The sequence below is a fragment of the uncultured Helicobacter sp. genome, from assembly GCF_949282165.1.
Lineage (GTDB): Bacteria > Campylobacterota > Campylobacteria > Campylobacterales > Helicobacteraceae > Helicobacter_F.
This window is the reverse complement of record NZ_CASDOV010000010.1, coordinates 14,188-31,541: the sequence shown is the minus strand read 5'-3', so window position 1 is coordinate 31,541 and position 17,354 is coordinate 14,188. Positions and strand designations below refer to the sequence as shown.

18 protein-coding genes are annotated in these 17,354 nt (G+C 46.1%); 5 read left to right on the top strand and 13 right to left on the bottom strand.

What is annotated here, in order from left to right:
* Positions 1-57: 57 nt before the first annotated feature.
* Genes ACH2BK_RS06190 through hemH form a run of 4 tightly spaced genes read right to left on the bottom strand, consistent with a single transcriptional unit; the run spans position 58 to position 6,482 of the window.
* Positions 58-2,064, bottom strand: a complete 2,007-nt coding sequence (locus ACH2BK_RS06190; RefSeq protein WP_395002643.1) for a hypothetical protein — start codon at positions 2,062-2,064, stop codon at positions 58-60.
* Positions 2,061-4,862: a cytochrome c biogenesis protein CcsA gene (gene ccsA / locus ACH2BK_RS06185; RefSeq protein ID WP_395002641.1), complete on the bottom strand. Its 2,802-nt coding sequence runs from the start codon at positions 4,860-4,862 to the stop codon at positions 2,061-2,063. Before ccsA ends, ACH2BK_RS06190 begins: the two co-directional genes overlap by 4 nt.
* Before the next feature lie 9 nt (positions 4,863-4,871).
* Entirely contained in the window at positions 4,872-5,477 is a 606-nt protein-coding gene (locus ACH2BK_RS06180; RefSeq protein WP_394997482.1) for a SoxW family protein, read from the bottom strand.
* 48 nt (positions 5,478-5,525) lie between these two features.
* Positions 5,526-6,482: a ferrochelatase gene (gene hemH / locus ACH2BK_RS06175; protein ID WP_394997480.1), complete on the bottom strand. Its 957-nt coding sequence runs from the start codon at positions 6,480-6,482 to the stop codon at positions 5,526-5,528.
* Positions 6,483-6,591: 109 nt separating this feature from the next.
* Between hemH and ACH2BK_RS06170 the strand changes: the two genes are divergently transcribed.
* Together ACH2BK_RS06170 and ACH2BK_RS06165 are read left to right on the top strand one after the other, a co-directional pair.
* Entirely contained in the window at positions 6,592-7,050 is a 459-nt protein-coding gene (locus ACH2BK_RS06170) for a hypothetical protein (RefSeq protein WP_394997478.1), read from the top strand.
* A 3-nt stretch (positions 7,051-7,053) separates the two neighbouring features.
* Positions 7,054-7,746 carry a 16S rRNA (uracil(1498)-N(3))-methyltransferase gene (locus ACH2BK_RS06165; RefSeq protein WP_395002639.1) on the top strand — a complete coding sequence of 231 codons (693 nt, stop codon included), beginning with the start codon at positions 7,054-7,056 and terminating at the stop codon, positions 7,744-7,746.
* 62 nt (positions 7,747-7,808) lie between these two features.
* Here the strand turns inward: ACH2BK_RS06165 and ACH2BK_RS06160 are convergent, their stop codons facing one another.
* From ACH2BK_RS06160 to ACH2BK_RS06120, 9 genes are all read right to left on the bottom strand, one after another.
* A complete protein-coding gene (locus ACH2BK_RS06160) occupies positions 7,809-8,192 on the bottom strand; it encodes a type II toxin-antitoxin system death-on-curing family toxin (RefSeq protein ID WP_395002637.1) in 384 nt (127 codons plus the stop codon).
* Positions 8,189-8,377 (bottom strand): hypothetical protein, encoded by a 189-nt coding sequence (locus ACH2BK_RS06155; RefSeq protein WP_395002635.1) that lies wholly within the window; start codon positions 8,375-8,377, stop codon positions 8,189-8,191. The genes ACH2BK_RS06160 and ACH2BK_RS06155 overlap by 4 nt, the downstream gene beginning before the upstream one ends.
* Positions 8,378-8,398: 21 nt before the next feature.
* Positions 8,399-8,677: a type II toxin-antitoxin system YafQ family toxin gene (locus ACH2BK_RS06150; protein ID WP_395002633.1), complete on the bottom strand. Its 279-nt coding sequence runs from the start codon at positions 8,675-8,677 to the stop codon at positions 8,399-8,401.
* Positions 8,664-8,879: a hypothetical protein gene (locus ACH2BK_RS06145; protein WP_395002631.1), complete on the bottom strand. Its 216-nt coding sequence runs from the start codon at positions 8,877-8,879 to the stop codon at positions 8,664-8,666. The genes ACH2BK_RS06150 and ACH2BK_RS06145 overlap by 14 nt, the downstream gene beginning before the upstream one ends.
* Positions 8,880-8,948: 69 nt before the next feature.
* Positions 8,949-9,980, bottom strand: coding sequence for a hypothetical protein (locus tag ACH2BK_RS06140; RefSeq protein WP_395002629.1), 1,032 nt, complete (start codon positions 9,978-9,980; stop codon positions 8,949-8,951).
* A complete protein-coding gene (locus ACH2BK_RS06135) occupies positions 9,949-10,674 on the bottom strand; it encodes a hypothetical protein (protein ID WP_395002625.1) in 726 nt (241 codons plus the stop codon). Before ACH2BK_RS06135 ends, ACH2BK_RS06140 begins: the two co-directional genes overlap by 32 nt.
* Positions 10,675-11,025: 351 nt before the next feature.
* Positions 11,026-11,541: a hypothetical protein gene (locus tag ACH2BK_RS06130; RefSeq protein WP_395002623.1), complete on the bottom strand. Its 516-nt coding sequence runs from the start codon at positions 11,539-11,541 to the stop codon at positions 11,026-11,028.
* A 56-nt stretch (positions 11,542-11,597) separates the two neighbouring features.
* Entirely contained in the window at positions 11,598-12,758 is a 1,161-nt protein-coding gene (metK, locus tag ACH2BK_RS06125; protein WP_395002621.1) for a methionine adenosyltransferase, read from the bottom strand.
* A gap of 156 nt (positions 12,759-12,914) precedes the next feature.
* A complete protein-coding gene (locus ACH2BK_RS06120) occupies positions 12,915-13,892 on the bottom strand; it encodes an SMP-30/gluconolactonase/LRE family protein (protein WP_394997465.1) in 978 nt (325 codons plus the stop codon).
* A gap of 613 nt (positions 13,893-14,505) precedes the next feature.
* Here ACH2BK_RS06120 and hslV point away from each other — a divergent pair.
* The 3 genes from hslV to era are packed head-to-tail and all read left to right on the top strand — an operon-like array spanning position 14,506 to position 17,333.
* Positions 14,506-15,051 carry an ATP-dependent protease subunit HslV gene (hslV, locus tag ACH2BK_RS06115; RefSeq protein WP_394997464.1) on the top strand — a complete coding sequence of 182 codons (546 nt, stop codon included), beginning with the start codon at positions 14,506-14,508 and terminating at the stop codon, positions 15,049-15,051.
* On the top strand, positions 15,051-16,391 hold the full coding sequence (gene hslU, locus ACH2BK_RS06110; RefSeq protein ID WP_395002617.1) for an HslU--HslV peptidase ATPase subunit: 1,341 nt from the start codon (positions 15,051-15,053) through the stop codon (positions 16,389-16,391). Before hslV ends, hslU begins: the two co-directional genes overlap by 1 nt.
* A gap of 6 nt (positions 16,392-16,397) precedes the next feature.
* Positions 16,398-17,333, top strand: a complete 936-nt coding sequence (gene era, locus ACH2BK_RS06105) for a GTPase Era (protein WP_394997461.1) — start codon at positions 16,398-16,400, stop codon at positions 17,331-17,333.
* Positions 17,334-17,354: the final 21 nt, after the last annotated feature.

The window sequence follows — 17,354 nt, the reverse complement described above, 5'->3', positions numbered from 1 at the left end:
GAGCGGATTCACTCCACTTGAGCGGTATCAAGTTTTTTCCACAAGCAAAAACTTGCATTAAAATTTTAAAACCTTTCCAAGCCCTTTTAGAATCTCCTCACTTTTTATGATGAGGCTTTTTATCTCAATGCGCACATTGGGATTTGTAAGGCTCTCAGTAAGCCACACATTCGCCTCACTCTCCCCGATACGCAGGGCTAGGGGCGCATTTATACGCCTAGCGCGCAAATCTATGCGCGCACCCTGCGAGCTTAGGTGCGTGCGGGGTGAATCTAGCCTAAACTCCGCATTGAGCTTCGCCTCATCGAGCTTCGCGCTAAGCGCGATATTGTGATACATTTCACTTGTCATATCCACGCCCAAAAGCCTCATCGCATCGCTACTGAGCTTACTTTGAGCGAGCTTGCCCTCTGTGCCAGAGAGCGTGAGCGTGCCAAACGCGCCGAGTGTGTTATAAGAGAGGCTGCCAGATAGCGGGGCTTGCAGGATTTGGGGGATACCAAAGAGTGCTAGGAGCTTTTGGCTCATTATAGAATCTAGCTGCGCCTTTATCTGTGAATCCCGATAGCTCCCACTAAGCGTGCCGCCTAGGCTTTGCGTGGCAAAGCTAAGGCTAGGGCTTTTGTCAAAGCTAAACTCGCCCCTAAGATCTAGCGCGCCATGTAGCGCAATCCCGCTAGCAAAGAGGAGCTTAGAAGCGTCTTTGAGTGAGAGTGCATAGTGGCTGTGCAGCGTGTGAGCGCGCGTAGTGATAGGCTGTGCCTCTAGCCGCAGTGGCTTTGAATCCACGCTGAGCTCGCCCCTGCCCTCATCGCGCTCAAATACCATAGAGAGCGCGAGCGTGAGAGGTGTGCGCGGGAGGGCTATGCCAAATTCTTTGAGGGCTATATCGGTGTTGAGCATTCCGGAGGCTTGTGCGCTGAGTGTGGTGGTGGGCACAGAATCTAGTCCTAAAGCCTGCAAATGTATATCAAGCGTGGCGTTGGCATAGGGCGGGAGATGGAGCATCCACAAAAGCCGCTCTAGTGCCGCGCCTTGTGCGTGGGCTGTGATCTCAAGCGGGCGCAAATCCCGCAAGCTAATAGCATAGCGCGTCTGTGAGCCAGAGAGATCGCTCTCCCCGCGTATCTCTAGGGCTCTAACCCCCTCGCCCTCGATGCTGCCAGAGCTCTGCAAGCCTCCGCGTATCGCCCTGCCCACTAGGGGGCTAAAGGGCGCGAGATTAGAGAGATTGAGGCTAAAGGTGCCCTGAGTGGGCAGGGAGCGCAGGGCGGGGAGCGTGAGGCTAGATGGGAGGAGGGATCTGCCCTGTGCGTGTATCGTGCCAATGGGCGAGCTAAAGGCAAAGGTGTGCGTGATGGCCTCATCGCTGCTCTGCGCGTCTAAATGCGCGCTAAAGGCGGTGTCCTCTAGCGCGATGCCAAAGTCCTTGTTAAGCGCGTGCGTGTCAAAAGCCCCGTGGCTCACCACCGCGTTTGTCGCCCCCTCTAGCTTAGAATCTCGCGCGAAAAATTTGCTATCGATACTTAGCAAGCCCTTGATATAGGGCTTATGCCCTAGCATAGCAAGGAGCTCGGGGAGGCTCGCCTCTTTTGTCTGTATATCAAGGCTCTGTAGCTCCCTATGGACAAAGCGCGTATAAAGCGTGCTAAAGGATTTGGCAATGTCGCTCTTTGCGTGAATCTCGAAGTTATCCACTCTCCCGCTCGCTTGTGCTTCAAGGCTAAATCCACCCTGCAAGGGCGTATCCACAAGCTCCCCAAAAATGCTCATATCGCGCACGAGCGCGCTTAGGCGGAGCTCAAACTCCTGTGAGGGCAGCCAAAAATCCCCACTAAGCGTGATGTCGATATACTCGCCGTTTTTCAGCACGAGGTTTAGGGTAGTGAATGTGAGCTCAAACTCTGTGATTTCAAGCCTAATGGGGGAGAGAGAATCTAGCTTTGATTGCAAAAGGGGCTTAAAAAGACTATGCCCAAGGGGGGTAAAAAGCAGGACATAGCCTGCAAGAGCGAGTGTAAGGCACGCGCCCACAATCCAAAAAAAGAGCTTTTTTATCATCACAATTTGGGCATTTGTAGCACTCTTTTAAAACTCGCAGCAATGATGAGGGCTAGGATACCCGCCACGAGACAATAGATATACCACGGGATTTGCCCAGCCTCTCCGCTCGCATAAGAGTGCATACCAGTAAGGAAGTAATTCACCCCAAAATAAGTCATCAGCACGCTCAAAAACCCTAGCGCGGAGGCGGAGCTAAAGACAAATGGCAGGTTTTTGAGCCCAAGAAAGCGCAAATGCAGGATAATGGCATACACGCCAATGCTAATGAGCGCCCAAGTCTCTTTAGGATCCCAACCCCAATACCGCCCCCACGATTCATTAGCCCATATCGCACCAAGGAAGTTGCCCACTGTGAGCAAGAATAAGCCTAGTATCATACTCATTTCATTAATCGCACTTAGTGAGAGGATAGAATCATCGATATGTGCGCGTTTGGGCGAGCGCAGGATAAAAAGCAGCAGGCTAATGCACCCAAGCACGAAGCAAAGCCCCAAAAAGCCATAGCTAGCAGTGATGACGGATACATGGATATTGAGCCAATAGGATTTGAGCACGGGCACGAGATTGCCAATTTGTGGATTCATATCGCCTAGATTTGCCACAATGAGCGTGATACCTGCAAGGAAGCTCGCTGCACAGAGTGCAAGGGAGGATTTTCTAAAGCACACCACACCCGCGAGTGCCCCAGCCCACGCGATGTAGAGCATAGATTCATAGGCATTGCTCCACGGGGCGTGTCCGCTCACATACCAGCGCACGCCTAAGCCAAGCGTGTGCAATACAAAACAAAGCCCGATGAGAATCCAAAATAGGCGTGAAACCCAAACGCTAAGCGGCTTGCCCGCGATGATAGCAAAGAGCACGAGGACAAAGAGCAGTGCGCCAATAAGCACATAGGGATAGGCGAGTTTTTCAAAGATTCTGCTTTTGTTAAGCCATATCTCGGCTTTGACTTTATTTGATGAGATGATGAGCTCACTCCCGTGGGATTTTTGATACGCTTGGAGCTTGTCTAGCCCCTCAAATGCGAGCTTCCACTCATTTTTTTGCACGCCGCTTACAAAGCCATGCGAGAGCGCGCTCACGATCCACAAAAGCTCTTTGAGCTCGCCCTCATCACCTGTGCTTGCGTGCAGGGCACCCTGAATGTCATGCCATGTAGAATCTCCCTCCTGCGTGCTAGGAAACACGCGCAAAGTCTGCCCCGAGTAGATGAGCCCAAAGAGATAGAGACGCTCATTGACCTCAATCACATCTTTATCAAACACATCTTGATTTTTTAGCGGCTTTTGGTTGGCAGCCTCGACATAGTTGCGCAGGATATAGCCGCCCTCTTTGGTATAAGCATCAATAGCGGCTATGTATTTTTGCTCGCTATCCACACCTAAGATCTCGCGCAGCCTCGGGCTTTTGGTTTTTATCATTTTGATATGGCGGAAGTATTCGGGATACATCGTGATACCCAAAAACATCTGCATATTGCTAAGCCCCAAAAAGCCATCTCTCCCCGTGATTTTGTGGATATATTCTGACGCGATGGTATCAAGGGGCTTTATGCGCCCCCCAGAATCTTGCACCAAAAGCGCGGCAAAGGCTGCACTAAACTCGCTCGAGTTGGCTTTGATATTGGCGATGAGGGTTTGGACTTCCTCTGTGGTGGGGGGCGTGAAGTCCTCGCTAGGCTCGTCGGCATAGGAGGCTTGGAACAGGGCGCCATACACGCTAAAAGCCATCAGTGCCACGAGGCTTTTAGATCGCACAAAGCGCGAGAGAGAGACAAAACGCCCATTTTTGTCAAAAAGCAGCCAAACACAGCCTATGATAAGCAGCGCGTAGCCCACATAGGTGGGGATTTTGCCCGGATCGTTATTGACTGAGAGGATCGTGCCGCTCTCATCGGGGAAATACGAGCTTTGGAAAAACCTATAACCGCCGTAATCAAGCACATTATTCATAAAAATCACAGCTTCTTGTGAGCCCTCTATACTTGGATCTTGCACCTGCACAAATGAGGCGTATGAGGAGGGGGCGTCAGAGCCCGGATAGCGATCAAGCACAAAATCCTCGAGGTAAATGCTAAAGGGCAAGGTGTGTGCCCTACTCCCCCACGCGGCAAAAAACACATACTCGCCCTTGTCTATGCGCGTAAAACTTGGCATATCGCCGAGCTGGGATTGGGTGATTTGTGTGAGTTTATCAGAATCTTGCGTGCCCTTATCCTGTGTGCCCTCATTGGGCTTAGCGGGCTTAAGGCTTAGATCAAGGGCTTGGTAGGGCATACCAAACTCGTTTTTGCGCTCGCCGATATTTTGCAGCGTGAGCACAAACTCCTTGCCAAAAAATGTAACGGGATAGGTGCGCGATTTAGTAGAGCTTAGCGCGATCTCCACACCCTCGATATTTTGGCTAGCTCGCTCAAAGCCTTGGAGGAGCACATAGGGCTCGCTTGAAAAGATCACATTTGAGCTTGTGCGCTCTTGGATAGGCATAATGCCCTCAAACCCAAAATAGCGCGTAATCCCCGCGCCCAAAATGATGATGATAAAAGAAAAATGCAACACAAGCGAGGCGTATTTTTTGCGCTGCCACGCTTTAGAGAGCACAAAGCAGCCAATGAGTGAGAGCAAAAGCCACAAATGCAGCACTTCAAACCACCAAGTCCCATACACGCTCGCCCTTGCCGCTGGGCTGCCGTGCGCAGATTCTATAAATGTCGCCACGCCACAGGCTGTAGCATAGAGTGCCATTAAGATAAGCACAAGCGGCATATTGGCAAACAAAAGTTTTAAGGCTTTCATAGCTAATTCCTAACCAACAGAATCAATCAGCGCGCTAAGCTCTTTGGCAAGGGATTCTATCTTTTTAGAATCCACGACTCTTAGCTCGCGTGTGCGCTCTAGCAGGGCTTGGAGCTTGGCAGGAGTGAGGTAGCCCGGATAGAGAAAAAACGCCCTGCCTGTAGAATCTAAAAAGATCAATGTCGGCGTGGGGCGCACTCCATACTCCCGAGCAAGGCTAGTGGTATCCATCTCTATGGGCTTTTTGTCGGATTCAAAGCTGATGTGGTGAATCTTGGAATAATCAATGTTGATGTAATAAGTGGCAAAGTGGCTCTTTAGCAAGTCTTGGAGCTGCGCGTCTGCTTTGATATCGTCTTTGAGCTTGTCGCAATAGGTGCAGTTGTTTTTGCCAAAGATAAAGAGCATTGGCTTGCCGCTAGAGCTGATAGTTTTGGTGTCTAAAAACACCGATTCTAAGCCCGCATAGCTCGCCTTGTCCATAGATTCTGCTTCTTTGAGTGCTTGGGAGCTTGTTTTGTTGCCGCTTGAGAGCTCGACTTTACCCTCCTCGCAGCCTGTGAGTATGAGTAGCCCTAGTATCGCGCCTATGCTTAAGTTTCTGATTATTTTCAATTGCCCCTCCTTAAATGTGGTTTAGTGGTTTGGCGACGCGCTTTGCTATCACGATTGCGCAAACGCCTCTTGACTCATTGCGATGATAAACCTTGCAAAATCTTCACTAGCATTAAAGCAGCGCGCTACGAGATATTCTTTCACGCCCGCTTCTTTGGCGATATGCGCGCACTCGATGCTGAGCTCATAGTCGGTTTCAGAGTTATCAATCGTAAAGGCTAGGGGGAAGACAAGCACCCTTTGGTTTTTGAGCGAGGCGATGACGCTTTGCGTCGTGGGACCCACCCATTTGATAGGACCGAGCTTGGATTGGTAAGAGTGCAGAATCTGCTTGAAGCCAATGCGCTTGGTATCAAGGATTTCTTTAACTAGCGCGATATTTTGCTCGCACTCATAGGGGTAGTGATCGCCCTTTTTGATAAGGGATTGGGGAATGGCGTGCGCGGAAAAAAGCAGGGTAAAGTCGCTAGGATCTCTCTCTCCTAGCGTATTTTGGATAGATTTGACGATGAGCTCACAAAAGCGATAGTTGTTAAAATACCGCTCCACCACGCGGATTTTGGGGCTATATCTGCTCTCACACAGGGCTTGCTTGATATCTATGAGCGAGGATTTTGTCGTGGTGGTGGAGTATTGGGGATACATACTAAAGAGCACGAGGGATTCTATGCCTTGATGAGACAAATCCGCTAGGACATCTTTGGCAAATGGCGGCGTGTAGCGCATACAATATGTGTAAAATCGCTCTGTATCGAGGGTGTTTAGGAGAGTGGTAAGAGCGAGGGTGTGTTTGATGAGCGGGGAGCCCCCGCCGATGGCTTGGTAGTTGGCTTTGGCTGCTTGGAGCCGCTTGCTAGTGATGAAGTTTGCCATCATCTTGCGCACAAAGTTGTTAGAGATATGTAGGATATGTGGATCGCTAAAAAGTCGCTTCAAAAACCCCTCCACTTCAAAAAGCGAATTGGGTCCGCCCATATTAAACAGCACGACTGCTTGCTTGCTCATTCCCTTCCTTTGTGTCTGTGTGCGAATTTGTGGTTAAAAAAGATTTGTAATAATAAAACCTTAAAGTTAATAGCCCGACATAATATTAAGCAAACCTTAAGGATAACATATGCAAGAAACGCAAGCACTCGCCCAGACTTTAGCCCAAACGCCTATGATTTTAGAATCTTTCAACCAGCTTACCTTTTATCACGGCTTTTTTTCACTCTTTTTTATCCTGCCCTTTGTCCTCAATCTCTGGAGTTTGTTTTTTTATAAAAACCTCGTGCAGCTTAATAAACGCATTTGGTTTATGATGCCCCTTATCTTTTTTCTCCTCTCTGTGGCGGTGCTAAGCGGGCTTAATATCTTATTTTTTCATCCCCAGAGCTTTGGGGTTGGCACGATTGTGATGAGTATTTTTTGCCTCGTGGTGTTTGGGGGCGAGATGTATCGTATCAAGATTCTAAAAATCGCTAGGCGCACAAGTATGGAGGCGATGGAGCGGTATGTGGGCTTTTGTAAGATTCTCTATCTTATTGATATCGCGCTCTATGGGCTTATTGTTTTGAGCACGCAGGTGTTTTAGGCGATGCGCTTTGTCTATCACCCCGATGCTGGGGTGCCTGTGCTCGAGATTGGCGGTGAGACCTATACGCATATTTTCAAAGCCCGCCGCCACGATAAGCGCGCCCCACTCACGCTCTGCAACCTCACAGATAATCATCTCTATACTTACCACATCGCCCACCTTGATAGAAACAAGGCACGCCTAGAGCTTGTGGATAGTGCGCCTTGTGATTCTTGCGTGCCTTGCGGGGGTGGGCGCGCAGCGCATCTCATCTGGGCGATTGTCGATCCCAAAATCGTAGAAAAAACCCTCCCAACGCTGAATGAACTAGGTGTGAGCAAGCTCACGCTTTTTTTTGCGCGCTATTCCCAAAAGCCCTTTAGCCCGAATCTATCGCGGCTGCATAAGATCCTCACGCGCTCTTGTGAGCAGTGCGGCAGGAGCACGCTGCTAGAGATTGAGGTGCTGCCCGATTTGGAGAGTGTGCTCTCACGCTATGGGGATTGTGTGGCGCTGGAGTTTGGCGGGGTGGAGCTGGAGGGCGCAAATCTCATAGAGAATCTACGGGGCAAAAGTATTATCATCGGAGCTGAAGGGGGCTTTAGCCCCGATGAGCGCGCTAGATTGCCTCATAAAGTCAGTGTGGCGGGGGAGCTTGTGCTGCGCAGTGAGAGTGCGTGTGTGTTCGCTGCAAGCGTGCTAAGGCTTTTGTGAGGGCTTAGCTTATGGCAAACTTTTTTTGGATACGAGATTATGCACACGCACATCTTTTATTATCATTTGATACCTAATATTTCTCCTAGAATCTCGCGCAATCTGTTATTGCTGACACTACCACTTGCTACTTCCACCACGACATCTTCTAGCTTTAGATAAAAATCTTCACACACAAGTTCGGGGTAGTTTAGCTCTATAAAGGCATCGGCAAGATAAATAGCAGTGCGTTTATTGCCATCTAAAAAGGGGTGAAACTTCACGCAAGAAAAGATTAGGTGCGTAAGCTTATCTAAAAAGCTAGAATAGAGCTCATCATTTTGTATGTGGGTTAGGGCAGAATCTAAATAGTCAATCTGTGCGGGATTATAGCCTTTTAGCCCATTCATAGATTCCATAATATCGTTATGTAGGGTTATAACTTCCTCTAGACTAAGGTATCTCATTTATCTTTCAGTCTTTCAAAGACAGCTTTATTTTTTGGCAACTCGAGCTTTTTTAGCATTTTTTTGCGTAATGCCTCAAAGTCTTTTTCCCCTTGTATTTCTATCTCTAAATTTTTTTGTATTTTTTGCAGATTTTTAATCGCTTCTAGCGTGGTAGAATCCACATTTTTTAAGGTAATAGTCATAGCAAACTCCTTTTAGATTCTTTAAAACACCTCGCTATGGCTGCCTAGCCGAAAGCACACTAGCACCAAAATATCCTCGCACTTTTTATAGATTAGGAGCAAATCAGGCTCTATGTGGCATTCTCTATAGCCCTTATACTCGCCTTGCAGGGCGTGATCGCGGTGCTTAGATTCTAAGGACTCATTGTTGGCTAGCTTGCGTATTACTTCCTTGGCTTTTTCTAGTTTTTGGGGTTTGTGCTTGTATCGCTTTAAGTCTTTTCTGAAAAGCTTAGAATATTTGACTTCAAGCTCTGTCATTTAAAATATCCTCAAACATCTCATCGACATTGCGATAGCTCTTGTATTTATGCGGGTTTGCGAGTATCTCCTCACACTCTCTCATCGCCTCTAGCGTCTCCTCATTTGGAATCTTCTCTATCTCCAAATCTTTCTTAAGCCCCTTTAGGCTCTCAAGCACTTGCAAGGTCTCAAAATCCACATTTTTAAGCATAATAGTCATAGCATTCTCCTTTAGATTCCTAGCATTATAGCAGATTCTTAGTGTGCTTAGGGCTTTATAGGCTAGATTCTACTCTAGTAAAAAGCCATACTCATAAATCTTTGGCTTTATTTTTTTAGCAAGTTTATCTAAGGCATAACGCAAATCAGCGATTAAATCATTATAGGCAGAATCTATACTTTTAATATTCATTTTAGCTGTGCCTTGTCCATTTTCTTTAAATCCTTGAAAATAACCCTTTATATCATATAGGCTTACATTTGGGTTGTAATTCTTATAAAACTCGTCTTTGTGTTGGCTATGGATTTCAGGGATTTGCTCAAAGTTTTGATGATAATACTTATAGATTTCCTTTCCTGCTTCAAAGACTGCTTGTGCTTCGGTGCTAAATTCTAAGGGCTTATTTGGGATAAAGCTTTTAGATTCTAGTTCCAAATCTGCATCACTAAATTTACTTTGCTTTGCCTTGCTTGTAGTGGTAGAATCTATCTTGATTTTACCCTTGATAAATTTATACATAAAGTGAGATTCAAAAGCTTCTTTTACTTCTACTTCAGATTCGCTAAAGGGTATAAAATGATTTACGCCCTCTTTAGCACTAATTCTATTTTGTCCGTGAAAGAGAGTGAAAACTAGACAATCATTTTGAAATTCGCTGTCTTTTTCCCACATCTCATTTGGATACAAAAACTGGTCTCTATCATTTAGCCAAGTGGCTTTTATGGCATGGCGCACAGCTAGATAAATGCAGGTGGGGATTAGGTTGTTTGGAGTGATAAAAGTCCATCTATTTGGGTGTTCATTCGCATTAGTGATTCTAATAAAATTATTGTGTTGAAAATCACTACCATACAATCCTATCGCCCCCAAAACATCACTGCTAAGTATTCTTGTGTGATATATTCTATACCAATCTGTTATAAATATATTTTCATCATAAGCAAAAAAATTTTTTTGTGCTATAAATTCTAGGTTTTCTGAAAATACATCGCAAGCGATATTTTGTATTTGTTCTTCTTTGTTCAAATCCCATATCATAAAGCCAATAGGAAAATTTCCTTTGACATTATCATAAGGTATAAGCAGGACACACAAAGCCACCCAAAAATTTCGCTTTAAACCTTAAACGAAACTTATAAAAATTCGGTCCTTGCACAATTTTCAACTTTGAAAATTGTGCAAGGATACAATCTGAAATCTCTTCTTTAATGCGTATCAAAAATTGGGCAAAAAGTTCTTTTGTAGCAATGCCAATCTTATTAGCATATCGTTCTTGCACTTCTGTAAAAGATACTCCTCTTTTGTTGATTCTATTCTCATCACTTGTTCTTTTTGTGGCTGTTTCCGCATAGGGTGGATTTATAAAGATTATGAGCTTTTGCCTCTTTTTAGAATCTTGTAAGATATTTATAAGACTTTTTGGAATTTTACTTGTATTTTCATCAAAATTTTTACAATTAAAACATAAATCTTGTTTTTCTTTATGTAGCACACAAGGCAAAGCGTCATTTAAAAAGTCAAAGACAAAGACATTAGATTCTAAAAGATTAAGATTAGCTCTTTGTATCCTTTGTATCATCACATCGACATCACTTTTATAAAGTGTGGAGGCATAGATTTTATATTTATCGCTTAAGCCTACTAGTAGATTACCCGTGCCAGCGGCTAAGTCCCAGATATAATATTCCTCTTGGTAGCTTTCGCCTAAGGTTTTTGCTAGGTATTCTTGGGATTTTTCTACCCAGATTCTAGGGGTAAAAAACGCACCTTGATATTCTCTAAGATTTTGAGGCACAAGCAAATCCCGCCGCTCGATGATATAGTCCCAATACTCCTCTTTAGGCGGTCTTTCGTAGCGGTTCCAAAACTGCTCGTGTTTTGTTTTGTGTTTTAATTCTGCCTTAGTGCTTGAAAATAAACCCACATCGTTTTTAGAACGCAAAAGCTCATAATGTGTGCTCTGTAAAATAACTTGTAACTTTTGTGTGAGAGTTTTATTTTCACTGCTTAAAAGATCAGCTAAGTAAAAATCAGAATCTAAAATTTTGTATTGTTTGGCTAGGTTTTCCCAATTTACATCAATGCAATCTTTTACTTCCTCTTGCCACCTTAGATAGATATTAACAAAGTTATTTTTATCAATTTTTTATCTGTTTATGTGTGCGTTTTCTAATATAAAATTTGTCTTTATAAAGTCTTTTAGGGCTTTGTTATCCTTAGAGAAATAAAACAAAAGGCTTTGAGATTCTATAATGGACTTAGATTCTGCATAGAGTTGTTTAAACTCCTTGCTTTCATGATCGCTTGGACGCACATTCCAGTTAAAGTCATTTTGTGAGAAAAAGTGCATTATAGAGTTGTAGGGTAAAAAGGCTATTTTTTCACAATCAAAAGCACCTAAAAAGCTAGGTGGGCTAAAGATGTTTTGTAAGCTTTTTTTACCAATAGTTAGGATTAACTGCACAAAAGATTCTATAATATCTGCTTTATTGCCCCGCTTTGCTTCCGCCCAAAGATAGCTTGCAACCTGCGTAAAAAGATTATCCTTAGGACAAATCCAAAAGTCTATGTTATCGTTTATCTTGGTGCTATCAAAGCCACTAAAAAAATCCTTAGCTACTTTGTTTTTTAGCTCTTCTTCGCGTATATTATGTGGATACATTATTTTTCCCTCTTAGCGATTCACACAAGATTCTCTCTTGTGTGCTCTCACAGTTCTCACTTCACCCCGCAAAAGTCCCTAATCGCCTCGACTTTGTCTGTTTTCTCCCAGCTAAATTCAGGTAGCTCACGTCCAAAATGCCCATAGGCAGCGGTTTTTTGATAAATTGGTCGCAAGAGATCAAGAGATTCTATAATGCCCTTTGGTGTCAAAGCAAATACCTTTTTCACGCATTCTGTGAGTTTAGAATCCTCCACCTTGCCCGTGCCTTGCGTATCCACTAGGATTGAGACAGGCTCTACCACGCCGATAGCATAGGCTACCTGCACTACTGCCTTATCGCACACGCCGCTTGCCACGAGGTTTTTAGCCACATAGCGCGCCGCATACGCCGCACTTCTATCGACTTTGCTAGGATCTTTGCCGCTAAATGCCCCACCGCCGTGCGGACAGCTCCCGCCATAGGTATCTACGATGATTTTGCGCCCCGTGAGCCCCGCATCGCCCTGCGGTCCGCCGATGACAAATTTCCCCGTGGGATTGACAAAATAGCGGATATTGTCGTTGAGGTATTTTGCGGGGATTACCTTTTGGACGATTTCCTCAATCACGGCATCACGCAAATGCGTCTGCTGAGTCTCGGGGCTATGCTGGGTAGAGATGACAATCGTATCGATCGCCACAGGCACACCGTCCTCATAGCGCACGGTTACTTGGGATTTTCCATCGGGGCGCAAAAACGGCAGGCTTCCGTCCTTGCGCTTTGTGGCTAGCCCCTCTGTGAGGCGATGAGAGAGCCAAATAGGCAGAGGCATAAGCGTATCCGTCTCCCTGCACGCATAGCCAAACATAAGCCCCTGATCGCCCGCGCCGATTTCGCCATCGGCTCTATCCACGCCCTGATTGATATCTGGGCTTTGCTCGCCTATGCCATTTAGCACCGCGGCAGAGCGATAGTCAAAGCCATAGAGCGCGTCTGTGTAGCCGATTTCTTGCACGACTTTGCGCGCGATTTCTTGCATTGGGGCATACACACTCGTCTTTAGCTCGCCAGCAATCACACAAAAGCCATTGCTTACAAGTGTTTCGCACGCCACACGCGCATTTTTATCACGTGCGATGATGTAGTCAAGCACCGCATCGCTGATTTGGTCTGCCATTTTGTCGGGGTGTCCTTCGGTTACAGATTCTGAAGTGAAAAGAAACGATTTTTTCATTTGCAATCCTTTGTGTAGAATTTGGGATTTAGTGCCGTAATGATAGCGCAAAAAAATGAAAATATGTATTGTGTTTTTAATTTTTTGCAAAATCCGCTTACGCGATTGCGCAAGGGATTTGACAGAATCTAAGAGAAAATAAGCAATGTGGCTTAGCTATTTTTGCAATAATCCAATCTTTAGTAGCTCTCTATCTGCGGTTATATACAGCACAGGCTTACCCGCCCTATCCACTCCAAAGGCAAGATTGCCCACGACATTCCCCAGCACAATCTCACCGAGCAACACACCTTGTGGAGAAAACACAAAGATTCCTCGTTTGCCACTTGCCCACACATTCCCTAGAGAATCCACCTTAATCCCATCAGGGAAGCCCTCTGTGAAGCTCGCAAACACGCGCTCCTCACACAAATCCCCTCCTTGTCCTAGCGTATAGGCGATGATATAGGCGTGCAAGGCAGAATCTTTGGCATCATACGCCCTTTGTGAATCTGCTACATAGAGGGTTTTGCCATCGGGCGAGAGGGCAATTCCATTGGGGGCTTTGAGTAGTGGGGTATGCAGGCGCACAAGCTTTTTGCTTTTTGGCGTGTAGCGATAGACATATTCTCCATCTTGCTCTATCTCTCCGCCATAGCTCTCTTGTGGGTTTTTTATCCCAAAGGCTGGGTCAGTGAAATATATGTCCCCACTCTCATGCACCACGCAATCATTAGGACTATTGAATCTTTTGCCTTTATAAGAATCTATAAGCGTGTGCCATGCACCATTTTCTAGCCGCTCTAGGGCTCTTTTGCCATGTGAAGCGGCGATGAGATTGCCTTGTGTGTCAAGCGCGTGTCCGTTTTGAAAATGTGAGGGAGAGAGATACACGCTCACGCCGCTATCCTCATCATAGCGCAGGACTTTGTTTGCTTTCACATCGCTAAAAATGAGGCTTTTATCAGCTAGCATTATGGGCCCCTCTAGCCAAATCCCCTTATCATACAGCACAAAGGCTTTAGCGTCTTTGTCAATAAGCGTGTAAAAGATCTCATCATAGCTTATTAGCTGCAAATCCTTGGTGCGCAAAGTGGAATCTTTAGCATACAAAAGACACAATGCAAGATACAAGCACACTCCTAAAGCACGCATGCAACCTCCTTAAAAAAATTAGCAACATTCTAAAACATCACGCATTAGCTCTGGCTTTGGTGCAAAAATCCTAAATCTAAAGCGAGAGATTAACAAAAGAGATTCTATAATTTTGTCCGCAATTTTGCTTGTGGCAAAATTGCTATCGCTTGAGCGGAGTGAATCCGCTCTCGCTCCGCTGCGCGATCATATACCGCGTTTTTTGGCAAGTTTATAGAATCTCTTGGTGCAATCGCGTCAGGAGCGCGATTTGGGTTAGCACCTTGTCTATAAACCCGACTATATTTAATGCAATTTTGCTTGTGGCAAAATTGCTATCGCTTGAGCGGAGTGAATCCGCTCTCGCTCCGGCTTACGCGAGCCCGTCATTATTGTTATGCAAGTTTGTTTCACAAACTTGTTATCGGGGCGTGAGGCAGAGCCCCTCGCCCCTCCGCTGCGCGAACATACACAGAATCCAGAGCGAGATTCTGTGGTTTTCTAGTGTCAGCGCGTCAGGAGCGTGATTTGGGTTAGCACCTTGTCTATAAACCGAGCTAGGGCAAAATTGCTATCACGCGTGGCTATATTTTAAAATTATAGGATTTTTATAGAATCTCACAAAAGGAAATTTATGTTTGAAGCGACAACGATACTAGGCTACAAGGGCGAATACAAAGGCAAGCAATACGCCATCATCGGTGGCGATGGGCAGGTAACCTTTGGGAATTGTGTGCTAAAGGGCAATGCGACAAAAATCCGCACGCTCTATAATGATAGAATCCTAAGCGGTTTTGCAGGCAGCACGGCGGATGCGTTTAGCCTCTTTGATATGTTTGAGCGGATTTTGGAGGGCAAAAAGGGCGAGCTGGTGCGCTCAGTCCTAGAGTTTAGCAAGCAATGGCGGAGCGATAAATACCTGCGCAAGCTTGAAGCGATGATGATTGTGCTAAACAAAGAGCATATTTTTATCCTCAGTGGCACGGGCGATGTGGTGGAGCCAGAAGATGGCAAAATCGCTGCGATTGGTAGCGGTGGGAACTACGCGCTTAGCGCGGCTAGGGCACTCGATAGACTAGCAGAGATAGAGCCCAAAACACTCGTAGAGCAATCGCTAAAAATCGCGGGCGAGCTGTGTATCTATACCAACACAAATATTAAAATTTTGGAGTTAGCATAATGCAGAATCTAGAGAAAGAAAATATGACGCCGCGGCAGATTGTGGCGTATTTGGATGATTATATCATCGGGCAGCAAGAAGCCAAAAAATGCGTGGCTATCGCCCTGCGCAACCGCTACCGACGAATGAAGCTAGAAAAAGAAGTGCAAGAAGAAATCACGCCAAAAAATATTTTGATGATAGGCTCTACGGGGGTGGGCAAAACCGAAATCGCAAGACGTATGGCAAAGATTATGGGGCTGCCATTTATCAAAGTCGAGGCGAGCAAATACACCGAGGTGGGGTTTGTGGGGCGCGATGTAGAATCTATGGTGCGGGATTTGGTGCTTGCAAGTGTGAATCTCGTCGAGAAAGAATACAAACAACAGCAGCAAGAAGCCATACAAGAGTATATCCTCAATAAAATCACGCGCAAAATCCTCCCGCCGCTGCCCCATAGCGTGAGTGAGCAAAAAAAGATGGAGTATGAGCAGAGTTTTGCCAAGATGAAGCAAAAGGTGCGTGATGGCGAGATGGATTCACTCACTATCGAGATAGAGGCGAGCAAAAACTCCTCGCTCAATGACGAAAGCCTCCCCCCCGAGATGCTCAAAGTCCAAGAATCTATCATCAAGGTTTTGAGCGCGCAAGAGCAGAGCCAAAAGCGCGAAATGAGTGTGAGGGAGGCAAAAGACGCGCTCGTGTATGAGGCGACAAAGGAATGCTTGGATTATGAAGCTATCAAGCAAGAGGGGCTAAGGCGCGCCGAGCAAAAGGGCGTGATATTTATCGATGAGATTGATAAAATCGCTGTAAGTGGCAAGGAAGGCTCACGCCAAGATCCCAGCAAGGAGGGCGTGCAGAGGGATTTGCTCCCTATCGTGGAAGGAAGCGTGGTAAATACCAAATACGGGCAGATTCGCACAGATTATATCCTCTTTATCGCAGCGGGGGCGTTTCATTTTAGCAAGCCTAGCGATCTTATCCCAGAGCTACAGGGGCGGTTTCCACTGCGCGTGGAGCTAGAGAATCTCACCCAAGAAAGCCTTTATAAGATTCTTACCCAAGTCAAAAGCTCCATCATCCGCCAATACCAGCTTTTGCTCCAGACTGAAGACATCACGCTAGAGTTTGAAGACGAGGCGATAAGAGAGCTTGCAAGACTTTCATTTAATGCCAATGAAAAAACCGAGGATATCGGGGCGCGACGACTGCATACGGTTATCGAGCGCGTGCTAGAGGATATTAGCTTTGAGTGCGAGGAGTATATCGGTAAAGAAGTGCTGATAACTGCGGATATGGTGCGCCAAAAGCTCGGCGAGCTCGTGGAAAATGTGGATTTGGCGCGCTATATTTTGTAGGTGGTTATGCGAGAGACACAGACGCGTTGCGGGTTTGTAGCGACTTTGGGCAGACCAAATGCGGGCAAAAGCACGCTGCTAAACGCCCTCCTTGGGCAAAAGCTCTCCCTCACTTCACACAAGGCAAACGCCACGCGCAAGCAGCTCAATCTTATCGTGCCACATAGCGGCGCAGATGAGCGCGGGGCGTATGATGCGCAGATTGTCTTTGTGGATACACCCGGGATCCATCATCAAGAAAAGCTTTTAAACAAATATATGCTACACCAATCCCTGCGTGCGATGAGCGATTGTGATATGGGGATGTATCTAGCACCTGCAAGCGATGAGATAAGGCATTATGAGGAGTTTTTAAACCTCTCGCGCGATAAGGCGGTGCATAAACGACATATCCTGCTCCTTAGCAAAACCGATACGCTCGATAACGCCACGCTTATGCGCAAAATCGCCCAGTATCAGCCCTACCAATCCCACTATCTCGCGCTTTTGCCCGTGAGCGTTAGGCGTGGATTTGCCCCAAGCGAGGTTTTGGATGTGGTGGCGAGGTTTTTGCCAGATTCTGCGTTTTTGTTTGATGAGGAGTGCGTAACCACCGCGCAAACTAGAGAGATTGTCAAAGAGCTCATCCGCGAGAGCTTGTTTATGAATCTAAGCGATGAGATCCCCTATGAAAGCGATGTGCTAATCCAACGCTACGAGGAGGGCGAAATCGAGCGAATCTATGCTACAATAATCCTCGAGAAACAAAGCCAAAAGGGCGTAGTCATCGGCGCGGGCGCACAGACTATCAAGCGTATCGGCATACTCGCGCGAAAAAATATAGAATCTCTTTTGGGCAAAAGGGTGTTTTTGAAACTTGAAGTGAGTGTGCAAAAGGGCTGGAGCAAGGAAGAGAAAAAACTCAAAAAGATCGGCTATGACTGCGCGGATATGCCACGATAGATAGGCTATAGACAAAAGGAG